This window comes from Candidatus Pelagibacter sp. HIMB1495, assembly GCF_052047955.1.
GTDB lineage: Bacteria > Pseudomonadota > Alphaproteobacteria > Pelagibacterales > Pelagibacteraceae > Pelagibacter.
The window spans coordinates 69,344-91,643 of the sequence record NZ_JBNAIQ010000001.1; the positions used below are offsets into that span (position 1 = coordinate 69,344).

29 protein-coding genes and 1 tRNA gene are annotated in these 22,300 nt (G+C 29.1%); 14 read left to right on the forward strand and 16 right to left on the reverse strand.

The annotated features are described in order from the left end of the window. Nucleotides 1-12 precede the first annotated feature (12 nt). Genes ACTTAW_RS00345 through ACTTAW_RS00375 form a run of 7 tightly spaced genes read left to right on the forward strand, consistent with a single transcriptional unit; the run spans nucleotide 13 to nucleotide 5,775 of the window. Entirely contained in the window at nucleotides 13-303 is a 291-nt protein-coding gene (locus tag ACTTAW_RS00345) for an HU family DNA-binding protein (protein ID WP_440650590.1), read from the forward strand. Continuing rightward, entirely contained in the window at nucleotides 293-982 is a 690-nt protein-coding gene (pyrF, locus tag ACTTAW_RS00350; RefSeq protein ID WP_440650592.1) for an orotidine-5'-phosphate decarboxylase, read from the forward strand. Before ACTTAW_RS00345 ends, pyrF begins: the two co-directional genes overlap by 11 nt. Next, a complete protein-coding gene (locus ACTTAW_RS00355; protein ID WP_440650594.1) occupies nucleotides 982-1,611 on the forward strand; it encodes a phosphoribosylanthranilate isomerase in 630 nt (209 codons plus the stop codon). Before pyrF ends, ACTTAW_RS00355 begins: the two co-directional genes overlap by 1 nt. Next, nucleotides 1,601-2,830 (forward strand): tryptophan synthase subunit beta, encoded by a 1,230-nt coding sequence (trpB, locus tag ACTTAW_RS00360; RefSeq protein ID WP_440651904.1) that lies wholly within the window; start codon nucleotides 1,601-1,603, stop codon nucleotides 2,828-2,830. The genes ACTTAW_RS00355 and trpB overlap by 11 nt, the downstream gene beginning before the upstream one ends. Further along, nucleotides 2,830-3,630 (forward strand): tryptophan synthase subunit alpha, encoded by an 801-nt coding sequence (trpA, locus tag ACTTAW_RS00365; RefSeq protein ID WP_440650595.1) that lies wholly within the window; start codon nucleotides 2,830-2,832, stop codon nucleotides 3,628-3,630. The genes trpB and trpA overlap by 1 nt, the downstream gene beginning before the upstream one ends. Beyond that, nucleotides 3,627-4,556 (forward strand): acetyl-CoA carboxylase carboxyltransferase subunit beta, encoded by a 930-nt coding sequence (locus tag ACTTAW_RS00370; RefSeq protein WP_440650596.1) that lies wholly within the window; start codon nucleotides 3,627-3,629, stop codon nucleotides 4,554-4,556. Before trpA ends, ACTTAW_RS00370 begins: the two co-directional genes overlap by 4 nt. Beyond that, nucleotides 4,510-5,775, forward strand: a complete 1,266-nt coding sequence (locus ACTTAW_RS00375; RefSeq protein ID WP_440650598.1) for a bifunctional folylpolyglutamate synthase/dihydrofolate synthase — start codon at nucleotides 4,510-4,512, stop codon at nucleotides 5,773-5,775. The genes ACTTAW_RS00370 and ACTTAW_RS00375 overlap by 47 nt, the downstream gene beginning before the upstream one ends. Here the strand turns inward: ACTTAW_RS00375 and ACTTAW_RS00380 are convergent. Genes ACTTAW_RS00380 through ACTTAW_RS00395 form a run of 4 tightly spaced genes read right to left on the reverse strand, consistent with a single transcriptional unit; the run spans nucleotide 5,772 to nucleotide 9,396 of the window. Further along, nucleotides 5,772-6,089 carry a thioredoxin family protein gene (locus ACTTAW_RS00380; RefSeq protein ID WP_075505964.1) on the reverse strand — a complete coding sequence of 106 codons (318 nt, stop codon included), beginning with the start codon at nucleotides 6,087-6,089 and terminating at the stop codon, nucleotides 5,772-5,774. The two genes, ACTTAW_RS00375 and ACTTAW_RS00380, sit on opposite strands and share 4 nt — an antisense overlap. A gap of 34 nt (nucleotides 6,090-6,123) precedes the next feature. Continuing rightward, nucleotides 6,124-7,560 (reverse strand): exonuclease domain-containing protein, encoded by a 1,437-nt coding sequence (locus tag ACTTAW_RS00385; protein WP_440650600.1) that lies wholly within the window; start codon nucleotides 7,558-7,560, stop codon nucleotides 6,124-6,126. A gap of 14 nt (nucleotides 7,561-7,574) precedes the next feature. Further along, nucleotides 7,575-8,261 (reverse strand): hypothetical protein, encoded by a 687-nt coding sequence (locus ACTTAW_RS00390; RefSeq protein WP_440650602.1) that lies wholly within the window; start codon nucleotides 8,259-8,261, stop codon nucleotides 7,575-7,577. 37 nt (nucleotides 8,262-8,298) lie between these two features. Next, nucleotides 8,299-9,396, reverse strand: coding sequence for a DNA recombination protein RmuC (locus tag ACTTAW_RS00395; RefSeq protein ID WP_440650603.1), 1,098 nt, complete (start codon nucleotides 9,394-9,396; stop codon nucleotides 8,299-8,301). Between the two features lie 31 nt (nucleotides 9,397-9,427). Between ACTTAW_RS00395 and ACTTAW_RS00400 the strand changes: the two genes are divergently transcribed. Then, on the forward strand, nucleotides 9,428-9,559 hold the full coding sequence (locus tag ACTTAW_RS00400; RefSeq protein WP_440650605.1) for a hypothetical protein: 132 nt from the start codon (nucleotides 9,428-9,430) through the stop codon (nucleotides 9,557-9,559). Here the strand turns inward: ACTTAW_RS00400 and hisG are convergent. The 12 genes from hisG to ACTTAW_RS00460 form a co-directional block, all read right to left on the reverse strand. Next, nucleotides 9,542-10,234, reverse strand: a complete 693-nt coding sequence (gene hisG, locus ACTTAW_RS00405; RefSeq protein WP_440650607.1) for an ATP phosphoribosyltransferase — start codon at nucleotides 10,232-10,234, stop codon at nucleotides 9,542-9,544. The genes ACTTAW_RS00400 and hisG overlap by 18 nt on opposite strands. After that, entirely contained in the window at nucleotides 10,234-11,286 is a 1,053-nt protein-coding gene (locus tag ACTTAW_RS00410; RefSeq protein WP_440650608.1) for an ATP phosphoribosyltransferase regulatory subunit, read from the reverse strand. Before ACTTAW_RS00410 ends, hisG begins: the two co-directional genes overlap by 1 nt. Further along, nucleotides 11,264-12,658, reverse strand: a complete 1,395-nt coding sequence (gene hisS, locus ACTTAW_RS00415; protein ID WP_440650610.1) for a histidine--tRNA ligase — start codon at nucleotides 12,656-12,658, stop codon at nucleotides 11,264-11,266. The genes ACTTAW_RS00410 and hisS overlap by 23 nt, the downstream gene beginning before the upstream one ends. Before the next feature lie 313 nt (nucleotides 12,659-12,971). After that, nucleotides 12,972-13,184, reverse strand: a complete 213-nt coding sequence (locus ACTTAW_RS00420) for a cold-shock protein (RefSeq protein WP_075505957.1) — start codon at nucleotides 13,182-13,184, stop codon at nucleotides 12,972-12,974. An 81-nt stretch (nucleotides 13,185-13,265) separates the two neighbouring features. Then, nucleotides 13,266-13,340 (reverse strand) — tRNA-Phe (locus ACTTAW_RS00425). 4 nt (nucleotides 13,341-13,344) lie between these two features. Continuing rightward, on the reverse strand, nucleotides 13,345-13,560 hold the full coding sequence (gene infA / locus ACTTAW_RS00430; protein WP_023854397.1) for a translation initiation factor IF-1: 216 nt from the start codon (nucleotides 13,558-13,560) through the stop codon (nucleotides 13,345-13,347). A 2-nt stretch (nucleotides 13,561-13,562) separates the two neighbouring features. Continuing rightward, nucleotides 13,563-14,846 (reverse strand): histidinol dehydrogenase, encoded by a 1,284-nt coding sequence (gene hisD / locus ACTTAW_RS00435; RefSeq protein ID WP_440650612.1) that lies wholly within the window; start codon nucleotides 14,844-14,846, stop codon nucleotides 13,563-13,565. Nucleotides 14,847-14,848: 2 nt separating this feature from the next. Further along, nucleotides 14,849-15,241, reverse strand: a complete 393-nt coding sequence (locus ACTTAW_RS00440; protein WP_440613489.1) for a DUF2948 family protein — start codon at nucleotides 15,239-15,241, stop codon at nucleotides 14,849-14,851. Continuing rightward, nucleotides 15,238-16,500 carry a UDP-N-acetylglucosamine 1-carboxyvinyltransferase gene (gene murA, locus ACTTAW_RS00445; RefSeq protein WP_440650613.1) on the reverse strand — a complete coding sequence of 421 codons (1,263 nt, stop codon included), beginning with the start codon at nucleotides 16,498-16,500 and terminating at the stop codon, nucleotides 15,238-15,240. The genes ACTTAW_RS00440 and murA overlap by 4 nt, the downstream gene beginning before the upstream one ends. Nucleotides 16,501-16,503: 3 nt before the next feature. After that, complete coding sequence (dcd, locus tag ACTTAW_RS00450) at nucleotides 16,504-17,064, reverse strand: dCTP deaminase (protein ID WP_075505953.1); 561 nt, start codon at nucleotides 17,062-17,064, stop codon at nucleotides 16,504-16,506. Nucleotides 17,065-17,161: 97 nt separating this feature from the next. Continuing rightward, on the reverse strand, nucleotides 17,162-17,362 hold the full coding sequence (locus ACTTAW_RS00455) for a hypothetical protein (protein ID WP_075505952.1): 201 nt from the start codon (nucleotides 17,360-17,362) through the stop codon (nucleotides 17,162-17,164). A 173-nt stretch (nucleotides 17,363-17,535) separates the two neighbouring features. Further along, nucleotides 17,536-18,258: a TVP38/TMEM64 family protein gene (locus ACTTAW_RS00460; RefSeq protein WP_440650614.1), complete on the reverse strand. Its 723-nt coding sequence runs from the start codon at nucleotides 18,256-18,258 to the stop codon at nucleotides 17,536-17,538. Nucleotides 18,259-18,352: 94 nt separating this feature from the next. Here ACTTAW_RS00460 and rpmH point away from each other — a divergent pair, with 94 nt between their 5' ends. The 6 genes from rpmH to ACTTAW_RS00490 are packed head-to-tail and all read left to right on the forward strand — an operon-like array spanning nucleotide 18,353 to nucleotide 22,299. Beyond that, the gene (gene rpmH / locus ACTTAW_RS00465; RefSeq protein ID WP_023854404.1) at nucleotides 18,353-18,493 is read left to right on the forward strand and encodes a 50S ribosomal protein L34; all 141 of its coding nucleotides are present in this window, start codon (nucleotides 18,353-18,355) and stop codon (nucleotides 18,491-18,493) included. Between the two features lie 4 nt (nucleotides 18,494-18,497). Further along, nucleotides 18,498-18,839, forward strand: a complete 342-nt coding sequence (gene rnpA, locus ACTTAW_RS00470; protein ID WP_075505950.1) for a ribonuclease P protein component — start codon at nucleotides 18,498-18,500, stop codon at nucleotides 18,837-18,839. Continuing rightward, a complete protein-coding gene (gene yidD / locus ACTTAW_RS00475; RefSeq protein WP_075505949.1) occupies nucleotides 18,839-19,087 on the forward strand; it encodes a membrane protein insertion efficiency factor YidD in 249 nt (82 codons plus the stop codon). Before rnpA ends, yidD begins: the two co-directional genes overlap by 1 nt. A 1-nt stretch (nucleotide 19,088) precedes the next feature. Further along, nucleotides 19,089-20,765, forward strand: coding sequence for a membrane protein insertase YidC (yidC, locus tag ACTTAW_RS00480; RefSeq protein WP_440650615.1), 1,677 nt, complete (start codon nucleotides 19,089-19,091; stop codon nucleotides 20,763-20,765). After that, nucleotides 20,765-21,631: an acetylglutamate kinase gene (gene argB, locus ACTTAW_RS00485; protein ID WP_440650617.1), complete on the forward strand. Its 867-nt coding sequence runs from the start codon at nucleotides 20,765-20,767 to the stop codon at nucleotides 21,629-21,631. The genes yidC and argB overlap by 1 nt, the downstream gene beginning before the upstream one ends. After that, the gene (locus ACTTAW_RS00490; RefSeq protein ID WP_440650619.1) at nucleotides 21,628-22,299 is read left to right on the forward strand and encodes a pyrimidine 5'-nucleotidase; all 672 of its coding nucleotides are present in this window, start codon (nucleotides 21,628-21,630) and stop codon (nucleotides 22,297-22,299) included. Before argB ends, ACTTAW_RS00490 begins: the two co-directional genes overlap by 4 nt. The last annotated feature ends 1 nt before the right edge of the window (nucleotide 22,300 follow it).

Consider the following 22,300-nt stretch of genomic DNA (forward strand, 5'->3'; position numbering starts at 1 on the left):
AGAAGTTATAAATTGGCTATTGTAAAATCAAAGCTTCTAAAACAACTCTCTCAAAACTACCCAAATTTCTTAAAAAAAGATTTAGAGAAATTTACTAATATAATTTTAAGTGAAATAAAAAGATCACTTCGTAGAGGAGATGGAGTTGAATTAAGAAATTTTGGAACATTTAGAGTAAAGACTCAAAAAGCCTCCATTAGAAGAAATCCAAAAACTGGCGAAAAAGTTGCAGTTCCTGAAAAGAAAGTAATATCATGGAAAATGAGTAAGGAAATGTTTAAAAAGATGAATAATGAAGAATAAAATTATATTCGTTGCATGTGATACTTCGAATTTAGATCAAATAAAAAAAATTCTTAAAAATATTAATACAAAAAAGTTAAAAATTATTCCAAAATTCGGATTACAGTTTTTTTACTCAAAAAATGGAAGAAAATTTTTAGAAAAATACAAATCAGATTTTTGGCTAGATTTAAAAATAAATGATATTCCACAAACAGCTCTTTCTGCAGTTGATAGTTTGAAAGATTTAAAAAAATGTAAATACATTACTGTGCATGCAAATGGTGGACTTAATATGCTTAAAGCTATCAAGAAAAAAACTAAACAAATTAATAAAAATTTAAAAGTACTCGGAGTTACTGTGTTGACTAGTCTTGACAATAAATCATTAAAAGAAATTGGTCATACTAAAACAGTTGACCAGCTAGTTTTAAAGCAAGCTGGTATTGTTAAAAAAGCAGGATGTGATGGGATAGTTTGTTCTGCAAAAGAAGCGAAAATGATTAGAAAAAAATACAAAAATTTTTTAATCGTCACACCTGGGATAAGATTACCAGGTGATAATTTGAATGATCAAGCTAGAGTAATGACACCAAAAGATGCTTTCAAAAATAAAGTTTCGGGAGTGGTAATTGGAAGATCTCTTACAAAGGGTAATATTAAGAATAATATTAAAAAATTAATCAATCATTTATACTGATGATTAAGGGTTGTAAAATTTGTGGGATTTCTGATCCTGATACTTTAAATTTTTTAACTAATCACCCTCACCCACCAACATTTATAGGATTTATTTGCAACTATCCAAAAAGTTCTAGATATGTTGAATATGAAAATTTAAAAAAACTTTTAATCAATAATCCAAAAAAAAGTTACTATGTTGCTGTTCTGGTAAAACCAAATATAAATATTTTAGAGAAAATTAAAAACTTACCTTTTGATTACTATCAATTATACGATTGTACACCAGAGGAAATAAAAGAGATAAAAGAAAAATATCAAAAGAAAATTATTACAGCTTTCACAATAAAATCAAAGTCTGATTTGAGTAATTATAAATTATATTCTGATCATACTGATATTTATTTATTTGATAGTAAGGGTTACGAGAAAAGTCAGTCTTTTGATCATGACTTGATTAAAAATATCAAATTAAATAAGGAATTAATGATTGCTGGAAATATTCAATACAATGAAGAGCTTAAAAATTTCAAAAATTTGGCAAATTTTATAGATTTATCTGGTGGTGTAGAAACATCTGGATTAAAAGACCTATCCAAAATAGAATTTTTTTTAAATAAAGTTAATGAAATTAAAAATGAAGCTTAAAAAAGGTGTTCCATTAATTGATCAACACGATCAGCAAGGGTTTTGGGGAGGAAAATTTGGAGGTAGTTTTATACCTGAAACTTTAAAAAAACCAGTAGAGGATTTAACAAAAGAATTTAAGAAACTTAGAAATAATAAAGCCTTTTTAAAAAAAAGAGATTATTATTTTAAAAATTATATTGGATCTCCAACCTCTTTTGTGAAGTTAGAGAATTTGTCCAATCATTTAGGTGGAGCTCAAATTTGGGCAAAAGTAGTTTCTGAAGCAAATGGAGGTGCACATAAAATCTATAATGCCACTGTTCATGCACTAATTTGTAAAGCTATGGGTAAAAAATATATCGTTGGCGATACTGGCGCTGGATATGCAGGAAAAATGTTAAGTATGGCTGCTAAAAAATTTGGTCTTAAATGTAAAATTTTTATGGGCGCTAAAGACATTAAAAGACAAAAACCAAATTGTGACGCTATGAGAAAAAATGGTGCAGAAATTGTACCAGTTTATTCTGGAAGTCAGACTTTAGTTGATGCAGTAAGTGAATGTATGAGATATTGGGTATCTAATTGTGATAATACACACATGTGCGTTGGTAGTACTGTTGGACCGAATATCTTTGTAAAAATATGTGGTTGGTCAACTGCACAAATTTCTAGAGAATTAAGAAAACAGCTTAAGGAAGAATTTAAAAGAATTCCAAATAAAATTAAGTTAATTAATTGTGTTGGAGGTGGTAGTTCTGCATATGGATTTTGGAGCGAGTTTATTGATTTTGACAAAAAACAAATAGAATTAATTGGTGTAGAAGCTGGAGGTCCTAAAAAATCTAAACTTCATGCAGCACCACTAAGTAGAAATGCAAAAGTTGGTATTTTACACGGAGCAGCTTCGTATGTTTGTCAAAATAATGAAGGACAAATTAATGATACAGAATCTATAAGTGCTGGTTTAGATTATCCTGGTGTTAGTCCTATTCATTGCTTTTTAAAAGATACTAAAAGAGCACGATATACTTATGCAACAGATGAGGATGCGCTTAATGCACATGTAATGGTAACTAAATTTGAAAAACTTAATCCAAGTTTAGAACCAAGTCATGCTTTTGCTGAGGCAATAAAAATTGCTCCAAAATTAAGCAAAGATACAATTATAATTGTTAACTCTTGTGGTGATGCAAAAAAAGATAGAGATATTTTAAGAGAAAGATTAGGAAAACATTAATGAGCTCTTTACTTAATAAAGCTTTTTTAAATGCAAAAAAAGAAAATAGACCTGCCTTACTGACCTATACAGTTGCAGGTGATAATACTAAAAAAAAATCTTTAGAAATTCTTAAGTCTATTTCTGACTATGCTGATATTTGTGAATTGGGTTTTCCTCACAACACTCCCATAGCTGATGGAGGTCAAATCCAAACTAGCGCCTATAGGGCAATTAAAAATGGTATTAAAATTAACGATGTATTTTTAATTGCAAAAAATTTTAAAAAATCAAAAAAAAATACACCCATTATACTAATGGGTTATTACAATATGATATTTCAGTACAATGAAAATAAATTTTTAGATAGATGTAAAAAATCAAAAGTAGATGGACTGATTGTTGTAGATTTACCTTATCCAGAAAACAAAAGTTTTGCATCAAAATGTAAAAAAAAAGGAGTAAATTTTATTCAGCTGGTCTCACCTACTACATCTCAAATCAGATTAAAAAAAATAATAAAAGACTCACATGATATGGTTTACTATATAAGCATGTTATCAACTACAGGAGGAAAACTGAAAGTATCTCCTAAGAAAATCTTGGAAAGATACAGCAAAATTAAAAATCAAAATAAATCGAAAAATGTTGTGATTGGCTTTGGTATTACAGAAAAGACGATTAAATCTCTTAAAAAAGCTGATGGTCTAGTAGTTGGTAGTGCGATATGTAAGGAAATATCTAAATCAATTGAAAGAAGACAAAATACTGTCACAAATGTTACTAATATCGTTAAAAGATTAAGAAATAAAATTCAATGAACTGGATAACCAAAATTATTAAAGCAGGTGAAAAGATAAAAACTGCTATTCGTGAAAGGGCTACTAAAGAAGATATCGCAAAAAGTGAATGGACAAGTTGTTGTCGTGGACCAATTCTAAAAAAAGATTTAGAAGCAAACCTTTGGGTATGTCCAGATTGTAATAAACATCATAGAATCAAACCAAAACAAAGATTTGATATTTTGTTTGGAAAAAATAATTATGAAATTTTTAAAACACCCATTCCAAAAGATGATCCATTGAATTGGACAGATTCTAAATCTTATAAAGATAGGTTAAAAAGTGCTCGTAAGAAAACTGGATTAGATTGTGGAATGATGGTTGCGTCTGGAACAATCAACAATATTAAAATTACTGCTGTTGCATCTGACTTTGATTTTTTAGGAGCTTCAATGGCTGCTGCAGAAGGTGAAGCATTTTTATATGGAATTCAACATGCAATAGAAAATCAAACACCATTTATATGTATAAGCGCTGGTGGAGGAATGAGAATGATGGAAAGTTTAATTTCATTATCTCAAATGACAAGAACTACACTTGCAATTAATGAATTAAAGAAAAATGGTTTGCCCTACCTAGTTTGTATTACAGATCCAACTGCAGGAGGAATAACTGCTTCCTATGCAATGTTAGGAGACATTCATATTGCTGAACCTGGTGCTTTAATTGCGTTTGCAGGTGCAAGAGTTATTCAAGGAACAGTAAAAGAAGAATTACCTGAAGGTTTTCAAAAAAGTGAGTATGTTGAGAAAACTGGGTTTGTTGATTTAATCGTAGAAAGAAGAGATCTAGCATCTAAAATAGGAACTTTATTATCAATATTGTTAAAACAAAATTCTGCTATAAGTTCTGAGCAAAATGAAACTTCAGAAGATATTCAGCAATTTTCAAAAGTTGCATCCTAAAGAAATAGATTTATCTTTAGATAGAATTCAAAATCTTTGTAAAAAATTAGGAAATCCCCAAGATAAAATTAAGGCCATATCAGTTGTTGGAACTAATGGAAAAAATTCTACCATCCAGGCTATTTATGCAATTCTTAAGGAAGCAAATTTAAAATGCAATGTTTATACGAGCCCACATATACAAAAAATTAATGAAAGATTTGTATTTAATAATCAGGAATTAAATGACGAGGAATTAGCTGATTTATTAGAAGAGGTTGAAAAAATTAATAATAACAATCCAATAACTGTTTTTGAAATGTTATCAGCTTGTTTTTTTTATAAAGCTGCCCAATATCCTGACAATATCAACTTAATAGAAAGTGGTTTATTCCACCGTTTTGATGCTACTAATATTTTAAAGAGTAATCTTGCAAGTATAGTAACCTCTATAAGTAAAGACCATCTCGACTGGCTTCCGAAAGAAAATCAAACAATTGAGCAAATTGTTTTTGAAAAAACATCAGCCTTACTTAATTCAAATATTATAATCGCAAAGCAAAATAAAAAAGAGACAATGGAATGTATTAAAAAAACTATTAAAAATAACTCTTCAAATAAGTTATTTTTTAATGAAGACTATAGTTATTCAATTCAAGAGAATGGTTTTTTTTACTATGAGGATAAATTAGGAGGTTTGAAACTTCCTCTACCGAACGTTCTTGGTCAGTTTCAACTAGAAAATATATCAACTGCTATTGCAACTATAAGAACTTTAAATCTTGGAATTCAAAGCAATGAAATAGAAAATGGTATTCAAAATATTAATAATCTTGCAAGATTACAGGAAATTAAATCTGGAAAACTAAAAGAACTTGTAAAAAATAATACATTATTAGTTTCTGGGGATCATAACCCTGATGGAGCTAGAGTGGTAAATGAATACCTCCAAACTTTAGATTGTAATAAACACATAATCTTAGGTATGATGTCCAACAAGGATCATAATGAGTATATTAGTTATTTTAAAAATATCTCAACCTTGACCACTATTGATATTCCAAACCAACCTAATTCAATTGGTGGAAAAGACTTAAAAAACAAACTAAATTCATTCAAAAATGTTCAGTACAAAGAAGATATATTTGATGCAATCAAGTCCATTTCGGTCAAGAAAAACGATATAATCTTAATTACAGGTTCTCTTTATCTAGCTGGAGAAATACTTAATTTGAATTAGATATTTTTTTCTAAAAATTCTTTCATGTGGCTTTCAGGTACCCCACCAACTTTTCTATCTACTTCAACACCTTTTTTGTAAATAATAACAGTTGGTACGCCTCTTATGCCAGCAGCACTTCCAGTGTTTATTCCACCATCTTCTACATCAGCATAATAAAAACCAGCTTTACCTTTGTATTCATCAGCTAATTTATCCATCACTGGTTTTAAAGCTTTGCATGGTCCACACCAAGCAGCTGAAAACTGAATTACTGAAACATCTTCATTTTTGATTTTACTATCAAAATCTTCATCTTTAAAATCTATAAGCATAAATCCTTTCTATAAATTAAAGTTTTAAAGTCAACTATGCAATTTCATATTTTTTTTCAATAGACATAATAAATTCATTTATTTCATCTAATTTTTTTAGTTCTTCCTCATCATCTCTATTAGATGCTTGGTCTCTCAAGGTGTCTATTTCAGTGTAAGCCATTGCTATAGTTTGCCACTTTTCTCTATTTTTACTCAAAATTCTTCTAGCTATCTCACTTTTAATATTTTTATATAAATCAGGTGGCAATACATGAGGTGCTTCTTGGTAAATAATTTTTTGCCCAAACCATGCACATCTTTTATCTTGAAATTTATCTAGTAATCTTAATTTGTCTTCCCATGATGAACTGTGCCAAGTTTTGAATAAAGCAGTATCTTTATTTGGAACAAATTTCTCATACAAAGTTTCCTCAGGAAGTAAATCTTCTTGGTTTTGGGTTTGTGCCTTTTCTTCTGCAGCTTCTCTATTAATGATTTGAATATTTTTGCATAAGTTTTCACTAGATCTAACTAATTTAGCTCTTTTTTGAATTGTTTCTAAATCTAGATCTGCATAGGCTTTTTCTTTTAAAGCAAATTTTTTATCTAATACAACAGGCGCTTTATTTGTTTTTATAACTCTTAGAGCTTTTGGACTTATTTTTTTAAGATTAGCTTTAAGCTCATTAACAGACATGTTTAAAAAAGGTTCTGGATCTCTTCTTAAGTCCCAAAGATATCCCCAGGAAGCATAAGATGGATGAAAACAATGCTCTGGATGTAATGTTGATACTAAATACATCATATTTCTTCCTTTAACATTTTCAAAAATTGAATAAATACCCTCTCCTTTTAAAATAGACTCCACACTACTCTTTGTGGAAGTGGTTAAAAATTTTTCCCAATTGTCATTATGCTTTTCTTTTATAATTCTTAAAATTTTCAAACTAGTAAATGCATCGTGATACGCAGTATGTTGTTGAGAAGTATCAAATCCTTGTTGTCTTGCTAAACCTTCAAGAGCAAGACTTTCATTTCCAGCATCTGTTAATTCAGTTTTTAAAGTTTCAGAATTAATTGTTTGTGCAGCTCTTGCAACATGAAGACCATCGTGCTCTTTATTTGGAGACGAATGAGTAATGTAAGGATATCTGTTACCTTTAAAGAAATTGAAATGGAACATTCGTCTATCAAAATTTAAGTTACTCCATCCCATAAATAATGCCGGGGCAGCTTTTGAGAAGAAATTTTCAACTGCTCCTAAGAATTCATAATGAGAATAATTTCCTTTAGTGAGTAAATCTATACTCGTAGAGTTTACCAATAGAGCTTTGGCACTTGGCACTTCTCCTTCTGGCATTCTGCCTCTGATATTTAACTTACCAATTTCATTTAAATTTTTATCAACAACAACTGCTCCAACTTCAATAATAGATCCCCAAATAGTGCTATTGGTGGTTTCGGTGTCGTAGATTACGAATTTGTCCATATTTTCTTTATATTTTAAGTTAAATTAGATAGTTCATGAAATTTTTTTAATCTTCCTAAAAACAAATTTTGATAGATGACTAAATCATGTCCTTGAATTTTAAATTCTTGGAATAATTTATCTACAGTGCAGACCAAAATAACACAAGAAGTGATATTGGAGTTATACACAACATTATGAGCCAAAGAATACGCGCTAGTTTGTAATAACCATGAATCGATATACTCAACTTTCTTTGGTTTATTGCTTTGTTTAAAATCTATAATTGTTTCTCTTCCTTCATAAACTCCAACACAGTCCGCAGTGCCAGCATACTTATCTGGATAGTACAGTGTACACTCAACACCCCATATTTCTTCCAATCTATTTTTTAAACCATGATCTATTATTTCTTTTGCCATCAATTTATATTGTTCATTATCATCAAAAAAACTTAAATTTTCTCTCCCAAGCAAATAAGATTCTAAGTAGTTATGCATCTGTGAGCCTCTGCTACTTGCTGCTTTTGTGATAGCTTCAGCTTCTTTATATCCTGTTCTCTCTCTCCAATTTGCTAATGCTGCTTTATCTTCATCAGATTTAGTAACATCTAAAATTGAAGTAACACTTGGTAATTTTTCTTCTCCCAAGAGATATCTTCTAATACCATCAACGGTTGCTCTTGAAGATTTTGGATAATCATATTTGCGATTCCATTGCATGAGATTTCTTATAAATGGTATTATCAAAAAAAAGAAATTAATTTTTAATTTGTCTTTGTTTATCAACAAATTTTTCAACGTTGTCTGTTTGTACAGCTTTCTCAACCTGCTCTGGATCTTTTATACTTTCCAAAGTTCTATTTATTGATCTTGCATCTGTTCCAAATCTATCAACCACACCCATAGCATCTTCTAATTTTTTTCTAAGAACTACTATGTTGTCAAAGTGTTTTGAAAATCTTGTACTTATTGTTTTTAAATGATTGTAAATTTCAGTTGCACCCTTTTGAACTTTCAAGGATTGAAAGCCCATGTGTAAAGATTGCAAATATGCTGACAAAGTATTAGGGCCACAAATTACAACTTTATATTTTTTCATTAATTCTTGAGTTAATAATTCTTTTGTACTTGGGTCTTGGTATTCAGTTAACTCTTTGTATAAACTTTCTGTAGGAGCATACACAATTGCAAAGTCAGTAGTTTTTGGTGGTACAATATATTTTTCATTTACACTTTTAGCTTTTGCTTTAAATGCAGTAGCTAATTTTGCTCTAGCATCAGCAACTAACCTTTTGTCTTCCGCGTCATGACCATCGGTAATTGCTTTAAATTTCTCCACTGGAAAATGACTATCAACTGGAACTAAAACATCACCTTGAAGCTTGATTGCAAATTCTACATTCTCACTTGTATTTTCTTTCATTTTCACATTTGTCATGAATTGAGAGGCAGGTAATAAATCTTTAATCAGTGCATCCAAACTAAACTCCGCAAGAGTTCCATATTTTTTAACTCCAGCCAAAATTTTTGTTATTCCTTCTTGGCTTTGGTTTAATAGTTGAACTTGTTGATTAAAATTTCCAACTTTTTCATCTACTTTAGTTAAAGCTTCTGTCATATCTTTTGTTACTCCGGTAGACAGATTGTTAAATGAAGTGGACATTGCTCCAAGTGAGCTATTGATTGTTGTATTTAAGGTATCCTTTAAACTTGAGATTTCGGATTTTAAATTAGCTATTTCTTCAGCTTCTTTATTTTCTTTTTGATCTTCAGGCTTAGATCTCAAATTTAAGTAAAGAATTGCCGAAACTACTCCAAGCAACAGAATTAAAATAACTAAAAATATAGCTTCCATGAATCACTTTATATCATATATAAAATATGTAATGGAATTATTATTAATATTTAAAATTATTGTTGGTTTAGGAATACTAGTTGGTGTTTATGCAATCCTTCGAAACCTAGATATTATTAAAATTATTCTTATTTATTGGAAAGATTTAATTCTTAGAAAGTAATCTAGCTAAACTTTGAAGAGATTTATTTTTAGATGATGATTTAGATATCATCATACAAGCTTCTGATTTTAATATTTCACCATCTTTTAAAATTCTTAGATTATTAGCTTTTAAAGTTTCTCCTGTTGAAGTGATGTCAGTAATTATTTCTGATGAACCAGTAAAAGGATATGCCTCGGTAGCACCTAAACTATCTACCAATTTAAACTGAGTAACCCCTTTAGAAAATAAAAATTCTCTTGTTAAATTTGGATATTTGGTTGCAACTCTTAATCGTTTCTTTTTCTTATCTCTAAACTCAAATGCTATTTCCTCTAAATCAGCAATAGTTTGAACGTCAATCCAAGGATCTGGAATTGCAACTACTAACGTGGCCCTTCCAAAATCATATTTTTTAATAACATTTATTTTCTTTTGAATATTTATTTCACTCTCTTTCAACAAATCAAATCCAGAAAATCCTAGATCTAATGAACCATCTCCGAGTCTTTCTATAATTTCTCTTGCATGAAGATATAAAATTTTGACATTTTTCTTTTGTTTAATTGAACCTAATAAATCTCTTTCTCCTCTTTCTGAAATTAGATTTAATTTATTTTTTTTAAAAATGTTTAAGACATCCTTTCTGAGTCTGCCTTTGCTAGGAATTCCAATATTTAAAATATTTTTCTTCATTAATAATTTAAATTTAATGCAGCCCCAACCGCTGCTATTTGTTTTTTTGACCCAAGATCAGAAATTAATCGATCATAACGACCACCATTAATAATATTTTTTAATTTATTTTTTGATTTAATATCAATTTTAAAAACCATTCCTGTGTAATATTCCAATTGTCTTCCAAAAGAAGTTGAAAATACTACTTTAAGTTTTGAAACTTTGTTGTTAGAGACAGGAAAATATCTTTGATCAACTACTAAATTAATTCTATTTTTCTTAAAAAATTTATTTAACTCAGATGCAGCCTCATTGATTGGGCATTTGATTTTTAAAAAGTCTTTAATAATTTTTGAAACACCTTTACCTTTACTAGCTCTTCTTGGATCTTTAATTTTGTTATCAAATCGATTTAATATCTCATTAATAGTTCTACCTGCTATTACTTTTGATAGATCTTCTTTTAACATTTTTAAATAACGCTTTTTATCTATTTCAACGATTGTTGGATCTACATCAGAGTTTGTCTCTAATCTTTTTAAAAGATCGTTAAAGTAATCTTCTCTCCAAAAATGTCTTGATAATCTTAACTTCCATCTTTTCGGGATATCTAGTTTTGAAATTAACAAATTAAATATCTCAACATTTCCTATTGTTAATTTACCTGAAGAATATTTAATATTTTGAAGAGATTTTAATGAGGTATTGATAATTTCTTTATCATCATTTTTTTCATCTTTAGAACCCAAAATTTCAAATCCAATTTGATCTCGGATAATAGAATCACTTTTATTTTCAGATTTTCTGTAAGCTTGACCACTATAGAAAATTTTTTCTTTTCCTTTTAAATTATTCTCTAAGTATCTTAAGCAAGATGCAATTGTTAAATCTGGTCTAAGACACAGCTCACTTCCATTTTGATCAGTAAATGAAAAAATAAATTTTCTAAAGTTTTCACCTGACCTTTGAACGATATGATTAGCCTCAATTACCGATGGTAAATCTATATATTTATAACCCTTAGATTTTACTGATCTAAGAATGCTTTCAGATAAGTTTTTTGATTTCATCTATTAAATTTGATTTTGGAAATGTTTTGTTATTTTCACCTTTAACACCTTTAAGATTTTTTATCGTTACTGTTCCTTCATTAAATTCATTGTCACCACAAATAACTGCTACATTTAATTCACGCTTATTTGCTAAGGTTAATTGTTTGCCTAAATTTTTCTTTGTATCTAAAAATATTTCTGCATTAATGTTATTTTCCCTTAATTGATCTACAATTTCGTAATAATTTTTTAGATATTTTTCATCCATCACACAGACTAAAACGGGCTTTTGATCATCCACCTTAATCTGATCCAATTGCAAAAGTGCAAATAACAATCTATCCACACCAAAACTAATTCCTGTACCTGGAATATCTACCCCTTTAAATCTTGAGATAAGCTTAGCATAAGAGCCTCCCGAACATATGCTGCCAATATCAACTTCTTTTCCTTTATTATTTGTAACTTTAAAATTTAAGTTAGTTTCAACAATAAAATCAGAATAATAAGCTAAACCTCTAACAATAGTAAAATTGGTTTGTACTTGATCTAAATTAGAACCAAATCCTAAAATTTCAAAAACTTCCTCAAGCTCTTTAATTCCTTCTTGAGACAATGGATTTTTTAAATTTTCTTTTAATTGTTTTAAGTCTTTTATTTTTAAAAAATTTAATATTTGCGATGCTTGTTCATCTGTTAGATCAGCGCCTTTTGTAACTGCGCCGCTTGCATCTTTTCTCTCTTTTTTAAGAAGATCTTCAACACCTTTTAAACCAAATCCAGGTTTATCTAATTTGTCAATAGCTCTAATTACTTTTAATTGCTTATCTTCAGATATTTTTAAATCATCAATTAAACCTTGTACTATTTTTCTGTTACTAATATTGATTGTGAATTGATCTTTATTCAAACCACAATCTAAGAGTATACTCGAGATTAAATTGCAAAGTTCTGCATTAGCTTGAGCTGAATTAACATTTCCAACAATATCAAAATCAGCTTGCATGAACTCTCTGTATCTTCCATTTCCTGCTTTTTCATTTCTAAAAACATTCTGAATTGCATATCTTTTGTATATTGATGGAAGCTCTTGGTTATTTTGAGCAACAAATCTAGCTAATGGACTAGATAGATCATATCTAAGTGTAATATTTTTATCACCATCTTTGAATGAGAATACGTCAGACATAGGGTTATCCTCGTCCTCAGCTAAAAACGAACCAATATTTTCGCTGATCTCAAAAGAAGGTGTCTCTAATGGTTCAGCTCCAAATTTTAAAAAATTTTTTTCAATCACTTTTAAAAGTTGTTTTTTTAGAACTAACTTTTTATTCCAACGATCTTCAAATCCAGATGGTAAGGAAGGATTGAGTTTTTTATCTTTTTCCATTTTAGTGGTACTTTGGGTAGGTTACGCTCCTACGACTTCGGATCCACAAACCGACGTGATACTATTTCACCACCAAAGCTTATCCTTTAGTTATTATCTTATTTTATGTGGAATGAAAATTATAATATAAATAAATAGCCTAATGGCTATGGAAACAGTTTCTGTGAGTACTTCTATAAGTAATTCTGTATGTAATATTTATATTCATGAGCAGCGTTTTAGACAAAAATTATTAATATTCAAGGCTTAAATAAAAAAAGGACGTTAATCTACTAAATGTAGAAATTAACGTCCTTTAGAAATTTTACGAAAATTAGTCTATTTTTTTTAAATTTACTGCAGAAGGACCTTTAGGACCATCTTCTAATGTGAATTCAAGTTTATCACCTTCGTTAAGAAATCTCATTCCAGCAGCTTTTACAGCTGAAGCATGTACAAAGGCATCTTTCTCTTTGTCGTCTCTCTCTATAAAGCCATATCCCTTTTTACCATTATACCATTTTATTTTACCTTGTAGTGTACTCATCTTATTTCTTCGTCCTTTTGTTGTTTATTATATTAATTAAGTTAATTTCTTTTACAGGTATTTCAAGATCAAACTTTGTGGTGGTGGCTGAGGAAGGATTCGCACCTCCGACACAAGCCTTTTCAGGGCTCTGCTCTACTCCTGAGCTACTCAGCCTTATTTATCCTCTAAAGATAATTCTTCCTTTAGTAAGATCGTAAGGTGTCATCTCCACAGTTACATTGTCACCTTGAAGAACTCTAATTCTGTTTTTTCTCAACTTACCTGCTGTGTGAGCTGTAACCGTATGACCATTCTCTAGCTTAACTCTAAACATTGCATTCGGAAGTAGGTCTATCACAGTCCCCTTGAATTCAAGTAAGTCTTGTTTTGACAAATTTATTTTCTCCTTATTCTTTTTAACACTGATTGAGCATGCCCAACCAGACCTTCATAATTTGCAAGTGTTATAACTGATGGTCCAAGACTTTCAATACCCTTTTTTGATAGGTTTATGTATGAAATCCTTTTGTAGAATTCGTTTACACTTATACCACTTGAATATTTTGCTGATCCATTTGTTGGTAAAACATGGTTTGAACCTACATTATAATCCGTCATAGCCATAACAGCAAATTTTCCTAAACAAATTGATCCTGAATTTTTTATTTTTGAAACAATAGATTTATAGTTTTTAACATTTAACTCTAAATGCTCTGGAGCTATTTTGTTAACAATGTCGATAATTTTTTTATCTGAATTTACATGCATTAAAATTCCATTATTTTGCAAACTTCTCTTTGCAATAGACTCTCTTGGAATTTCTTTTAATTGTTTAATTATTTCAGTTTTAACTTTATTTAATAAGTTTTTGTCTTTTGAAATTAATATGCACTGTGCAAGATCATCATGTTCTGCTTGTCCTATTAAATCACTTGCAATCCATTCTGGATTAGAATGCTTATCACAAACTATTGTAACTTCAGAAGGACCAGCAGTCATGCCCTCAATTCCAACATCTCCAAAAACTTCTTTTTTTGCAGCTGCAACGTAAGCATTTCCAGGCCCTACAATTTTATTAACCTTTTTAATTTTTTTGGTTCCATAAGAAACTGCAGCAATAGCAGATGGTCCACCAATTGAATAAATTTCCTTAATTTTACATTTTTTGGCAGCATATAATACTGCAGGATTTTGTTTTCCTTTATAGCCTGGGTTGATCATAACTATTCTTTTTACACCAGCAACAATAGCTGGAATTGCATTCATCAATACACTAGATGGATAGGATGCAGTTGAACCAGGTACATAAATTGCAACCGACTCTAAAGGTAAATATTTATACTCAAGTTTATTTTTAAATTTATCAGTGTAAGAAATATTTTTAAACTTTTGTAATGAATGAAATTTATAAATCCTGTTGTAAGCAGTATCGATAGATTGTTTTACAATAGAATTTAATGATTGAATTGATTTTTGAATTTGAATTGAGCTAGGTTTGATTACTGAATTTTTATTAAATTTTTTCTCATATTTTAATAAAGCTTTATCACCATTTTTTTTAACATCTTTAATAATGTTAGTGACTGAAACAGAGCTTGATTGAACTTTTCTCTTTCTTTGCAATAACAAATTATCTAATAATTTACCAAAATTTTTCTTACTGCTATCTAAAACCTTCATCTCTAATTTATTTCGCTTTGATCCTCTAATATTGCTTCAATCGTTTCGGCGGTCAAAGCGATATGAGCATTATTACTAAAGAAGAGATTTATTTCATAAACATCGTTATTTTTCAAATAATCTATTCCTACTAATTCTAAAACCAATTCTTGATTTGATTGATCAATATTTTTTGACTTTACCTTATCAACAAAATCAAATCTGCAGATACTATTGACTTTTTTGTCCTCATTTTCATTTTCTACTTTAATACGTTCAATTGATAATAAAAATACTTTATTAGATTCTAGATACTTAATGTCTGAAACTTTTACTTTAGCTCCTGAGCTACAAGCTGAAATCATTTGCAATCCCTCTTTGTCTGTAGCAATAATTTTGGCTAAATATTTGTTCATCTTTTTAATCTTTTTATTTTAACACCAATATTTTTTAATTTATTTTCAATTTTTTCATAACCACGATCTAAATGATAAATCCTGTTAATTACAGATTTCCCTTGTGCAACCGAAGCTGCTAAGACAAGTGCCACTGATGCTCTTAGATCACTAGACATAACTTCTGCACCAATAAATTTCGTATTACCCTCAATATAAGCTTTATTATTTTTAGTCGTAATATTTGCACCTAATCTCTGTAATTCGGCAACATGCATAAATCTGTTTTCGAAAATATTCTCTGTGATTGAGCTTTTTCCTTTTGCTTTACACATTAAGACCATTAATTGCGCCTGTAGATCTGTTGGAATTCCAGGAAACTCTTTTGTTTTGATATTTTTAATAGACTTAATTTTTTCTGGTCCATTAATATGAATTTTATTTTTGCTTACTTTTATTTTGGCTCCTGTTTTTTTTAATAAATCAAGTTCTGTATTTATTATTTTTGGATCTAAATTATTAATTTCTAGAGTTCCTTTAGCTAAAGTTGCTGCTACGCAAAAAGTACCAGCTTCAATTCTATCAGCCATGACTGAATAATTTGTTGAATTTAATGAACTTACTCCGTTAATAGTACAAGTTCTCCCTTTCCAATTAATTTTTGCACCAGCTGAATTAAGAAAATTAGTAAGGTCTTTTATTTCTGGCTCAACAGCACAATTTCTTAATACTGTTTTTCCTTTTGCCAAGCATGCAGCAATTATAGAATTTTCAGTTGCGCCAACAGTAATTTTTGGAAATCTAATTAACCCTCCTTTAAGTTTGCCAAAAGATTTTGCTAATATGTAACCGTCCTTAATTTCATAATTCATCCCAAGTTTTTCTAAAGCTGACAAATGATAATTAACTGGTCTTGCACCAATTAAGCAACCACCTGGTAGTGATGTTTTTGACTTATGATATTTTGCAACTAATGGTCCTAATACTAGAATTGAACCTCTCATTGTTTTAACTAATGAATAACTGGCAAAAGTTTTCATATTTTTATTGTTTGAAATTTTTGCAGTTTTTTTATCTTTAGAAAGTTCAATTTTTGATCCAAGAGATTTAAGTAAATTAAGCATAGTACTAATATCTTTTACTCTTGGAAGATTATGAAGAGTTACTGGTAAATCGAAAAGTAATGTTGCCGCTAATATTGGCAGTGAAGCATTTTTAGAACCTGATATTGAAACTTTACCCTTGATTTTGCTAGGACCATCAATCAGAAATTTGTCCATAACTTACTTTTTAATTTTAGCAACCTGAATAGTAGTTTGTCCCTGATATTTACCGTTCTTAGATTTATAAGTTGTCTCTGGTTGAGTTTCTGATTTAAAAAATAAAAATTGGGCTATACCTTCATTAGAATAAATTTTTGCTGGATTAGGTGTAGTGTTGCTTAACTCTATAACTATATTTCCTTCAAATTCGTTTTCAATAGGAGTTACGTTACAAATTATACCTGTTCTTGCATAAGTACTTTTACCAACACATATACAAAGTACATCCTTTGGAATTCTGAAATATTCTACTGTTTTAGCCAAAACAAATGAGTTTGGAGGAATAATGCAATGTGGTCCCTTTTTCTCAATAAAATTGTCATCTGAAAAATTTTTTGGATCGACTAAGGAATTATTTACATTAGTGAATATTCTATATTCATCAGAGATTCTAACATCATAACCCATACTACTTAATCCATATGATATTTTTCCCTCCGCAACTTGATGATCTAAAAATGGTTCGATCATATTGTGCTCTTTGCACATCTTCTTAATCCACGAGTCAGGCTGAATAGACATTACTTAGATTTTTTTTTATTTTTTTTTTGAAATAGTTTTCTTTTTTTTAAATTTTTTCTTAAAGCTAAGCTCAAACGCTCATTTTTATCTTTTGAACTCATTCTTTGTTGGGATTAGTCAAAAAATCTAACGAAATTGGTTTATTAGGATCTAATGGTTTTGATGTGGGTTCTTCTTTTTTTGGACCTTCTTTAGCTAAACGTTTAGCTTTTTTTTCTGCAAGCTTTCTTTCTCTTTTAGCTTGCTTCTCCATAAGCTTGTTGCCTTTTGTAGATTTATAATCGTAGTGAATTCCCATAACATTTTTTTTAGTAGATATAGATCATTATAATCAAAAAATTAAGGCAATAATTTGAAAAAAATGCTTTATTATCAATAAATTACTAAATGTATTTTAGCTCCTGTAGTTAAATGGCATAACAAGTCATTGGTAATGACTAGTTCCCTGGTCAGTACAGGGTGGGAGCACCATTAATTTCTGTAAAATTTTTTTCTAAAAATAATTGAAAACACAATTAGTACAAAAAACGCTAAAAGAGGAACATAAATATCTGGGGAAAAGATAATATCCATTATTCCTGGAACTTCTGAATTTTGGTCGATTACTTTTTCAATCCCACTTCCAATTGAAACTGCCAAAAAAATCTGAGGTATTATTCCTAAAAAAGTTGCAAATAGAAAATTTTTTACTCTTACATTAAATAATGTTGGCAATAGACAACTTATTTGCCAAGGAACTCCTCCGATAAATCTGTAAACGAGTAAATAAAAAAATTCAGATTTTTTAAATTTAATTTCAAGATTTTGAAATTTATTAAGAAATTTTTCTCTAATTAAATCTCTTAAAAAATAATTTCCAAATATATATAAAAAAGTTGCACCTACACTTAAACCAGTTACAACAACTAGTGTTCCAATCCATTTGCCAAAGATAAAGCCGCCCATTAAAGCTACAGGAGATCCAAAGCCTAGAAAAGGAAATACCCAAAGCACTGTTAGAAACAAGAAAGAAATTGAAACTAAAAATAAATTAGAATTCTTCAACTCAATTAAATAAGATCTGTTATTTCTTAAAAAATCATAAGATGTAATCTCTTGAAGACTGAATTTTGAAAAGAAAAAATATAAAAATAAACTAACAATTAATAAGTAAGATAAACCTATAAATAGTTTAATTTTTTTTGTTTTTTCCATGAATATTGTTATTTTATTCCTAAATCTTCTATTTGCTATTTTTATTATTGCTAATATAAAGGGGCAAAATTTATAAAATTTAATCAATTTATTTATGAAAAGAACATACCAACCTTCAAATAAAAAAAGAGCACGAAAACACGGCTTTAGATCAAAAATGAAGACTAAAGGTGGAAAGAAACTTTTAGCTAGAAGAAGAGCCAGAGGAAGAAAATCTTTAACTGTATCAGTGTAAATTAATGAAAAGCAAAATTGTTGCTCTTTCAAAAAACGAAGAATTTAAAAATTTACTTAAACAAAAAAAGTTCTCGAATAAGTATGTAACTATTTTCTTTGGTAAATTAATGAATAAAAATAATAATAAACTCAATATTAGTTTTGTAACAAAAAAGAAATTAGGGAATGCAGTTAAGAGAAATAAGATTAAAAGAAGATTAAGGAATATTTTAAACGAGGCAGTTAAAAAAATATCAATAAATTTTAACTATTCATTCCTTGTTATCGCTAAGTCATCTATGCTAAATAATGAATACAAATTAATAAAAGAAACTCTATTTCAGGATTTTGAAAAAATAAAATAATGAATATTTTTACAAATATATTAATTAAAATTATCAAAGGTTATAAATATTTGATTAGCCCTTTATTTGGACATTCTTGTAGATATTTACCTACTTGCTCGGAATACAGTATTGATGCACTTAAAGAATTTGGTCTGTTAAAAGGATCATTTTTAAGTATTAAAAGAATCTTATCTTGTCACCCAATCAAATTTTTAGGTGGTGGTGAAGGTTTTGATCCTGTTAAAAAAAACACAAAATTAAAATAATATGGATACTAAAAATATAGTAGCAGCAATTTCATTATCAGCAGCAGTTATAGTTTTGTATTCACTATTTTTTGCTCCTCCACCAATTACTAAAGAAAATATGGCTGAAGGAAATAAAGTTGAACAAAACAGCGATACACCTTCACTAGATCAAAAAGAAAATGTTGCTGAAATTTCTAGAGAAGAAGCTTTAAATCAAAGTGAAAGAATTAATTTTGAGAATGAGAGTATTGTTGGTTCTATTTCACTTAAAGGTGGTGTTATTGATGATCTAACTTTTAAGCAATATAATGTCAGTTTAGACTCTCAAGAAAAAGTTACACTTCTTTCACCAAGAAATTCAAAAGATGGTTATTTAATTGAAAGTGGTTTTATTACATCTGATAAAAATGTTGAAATTCCAAATTCAAATTCTATTTGGAAAGTTTCAGGAAATAATAAGTTAACAGATCAATCGCCTATAAAAATATCTTGGACAAATGATCAAGGTATAACATTTGAGAAAGAGATCGCCTTAGATGACAAATATTTATTTTCAATTAAACAAAGTGTAATCAATCCTACAGATAAAAAATATGATTTTTATACTTATGGGCAAATCATTAGAAATGAAATGCCTGATATATCTAACTTCTATATCCTTCATGAAGGATTGGTGGCAACACTTGATGATGAACTTATTGAGGAAGACTACGATGACATACAAGAGAAGAAATTTTCAAGAACTGCTCAAAAAGGATGGCTAGGTATTGGAGATAAATACTGGGTAACTTCACTAATTCCACCAAGAGAAAAAGAATTTAAAACAACATTTGATTATAAAGATAAGTTCAGAGCAAATTTTGTATCAACAGAACCATTGGAACTTAATGAAAATTCATTGATTGAAGAAACCTTACAAATCATTGTTGCTGCAAAAAGAGTTGATGTAATTGACGGATATGCTGAGTCTTTAAACATTGATAAATTTGACTTAACAATTGATTGGGGATTTTTATACTTTATTACCAAACCATTATTTTTTGGAATAGATTATTTCTTTAAATTGCTCGGAAATTATGGCCTAGCGATTATAGCAATTACAATTTGTATAAGATTAGCATTTTTTCCACTTGCAAACTTCTCGTTTAGAAGCATGGCAAAAATGAAAGCCTTGCAGCCTGAAATGGCAAGACTGAAAGAGCTACACAAGGACGATAAAATGAAATTGCAACAAGCGATGATGGCTCTATATAAAAAAGAAAAAGTAAACCCAATGTCTGGTTGTTTACCAATACTTGTGCAAATTCCGGTTTTCTTTGCTTTATATAAAGTTTTATTTGTAACAATTGAAATGAGACAAATGCCTTTTTATGGCTGGATACAAGATTTATCAGAAAGAGACCCTACTTCTTTGTTTAATCTATTTGGATTATTGCCTTATGATGTACCATCATTTTTAGTCATTGGAGCATGGCCTGTAGCAATGGGTATTTCTATGTGGGTTCAACAAAAATTAAATCCTGCACCAACAGATCCGATGCAAGCAAAAATATTTATGTTCTTTCCATTATTCCTAACAATAATTTTAGCACCTTTCCCGGCAGGGTTGGTAATATATTGGACAGTAAATAATATTTTAACTATGGCACAACAAGTTTTTATAATGAAACGAACCACTGTTAAAACAACAACTTAATGTTGGATATTAAAGAAGAAGAATTAAAAACAATTCTACCACTCGATGGTCCTTCAACAGAAGAAGTACAAAAATATTTAGAAAAATATAACGATGAATATATTGTTATTAAATGTGGTGGTAGTGTTTTAATTGATCAAAATCTTTTTGATATTTTTATTAAAGATATTTCAACACTAAATAAACTAGGATTTACTCCTATTATTGTTCATGGTGGTGGAAAAAGAATAAGTAATAAACTTAATGAGATAGGTTTAGAAAGTAAATTTATAAAAGGATTAAGGGTAACTGATAAAGATACTATTAAAGTTGTAGAAGAAGTATTAATTGATTTTAATAAAGAAATTATCAATGCTCTAGATAAGCAAAATTGCGAAAGTCAGAGCATTAATTCCAAAGAAAATAATATTTTAACAGTTGTCCAAGATAATGAAGAGCTTGGTTTTGTGGGCTCTCCTACAAATGTAGATCAATCAATAATAGATAAAATTATCGCAGATAAAAAAGTGCCTATTATTGCGCCCTTAGGTTTAGATAAAAATGATCAAACTTATAACGTCAATGCAGATACTGCAGCTGCCTATATTGCTAAAAAAATTAATGCCAGAAGGTTGATTATATTAAGTGACGTAGAAGGTGTTTTGGATAAAAATAAAAATCTAATTCCAGAAATTAACTCAGAATCTATAAAAGACTTAATAGATAATGAAACAATTACGGGTGGCATGATCCCAAAAATAAATAATTGCTTAGATGTTGCTAGTAACGGAGTAAAAGGAGTTGTTATAATAGATGGAAGAAAAAATCATTCTGTTCTATTTGAACTTTTATCAGATGGGGGATCTGGAACTTTAATTAGACAATGAAAAATTTAAACCATATTAAAAATATTTTATTTGATTGTGATGGTGTTCTTTATAGCGACCTAGAGGCAGTATTTGGTCAAGTAAGCCGAAAAATGACAGAATATATCTCAAGTAAACTTAATGTAGATTTAAAAAAAGCCAAAGAACTTCAGACAAATTACTTTCATAAATATAACACAAGTTTAAATGGTCTAATGATACATCATGAAATTGATCCTAAAGAATTTTTAGATTTTGTTCATGATATTGATTTATCTTTTTTAGAAAAAGATACAGCATTAAGATATGAGTTAGAGAATATAAATTTAAGAAAATTTGTCTTCACTAATGGTAGTTACAACCATGTAAAGCACATCACTACAACCCTAGGAATTGACGACCAATTTGAGGGCATATTTGATATCGTAGATGCAGAATATCACCCAAAACCAGAGGCTAAAGCTTTCGATTTAATGGTAGAAAAATTCAAAATTGATCCACAAGAAACTTTGTACATTGAAGATATAGCAAAAAACTTATCGATAGGTAAAGAGCGAGGAACAATTACTGCTTGGTTAATTAATGATGAGGAATGGGGCAAAAAAGAATCTGATAAAGAATATATTGATTATAAAATTGAAAATCTTACTTTATTTTTAAAAGAAATAAGGTTATTAAAAAACCAATAAA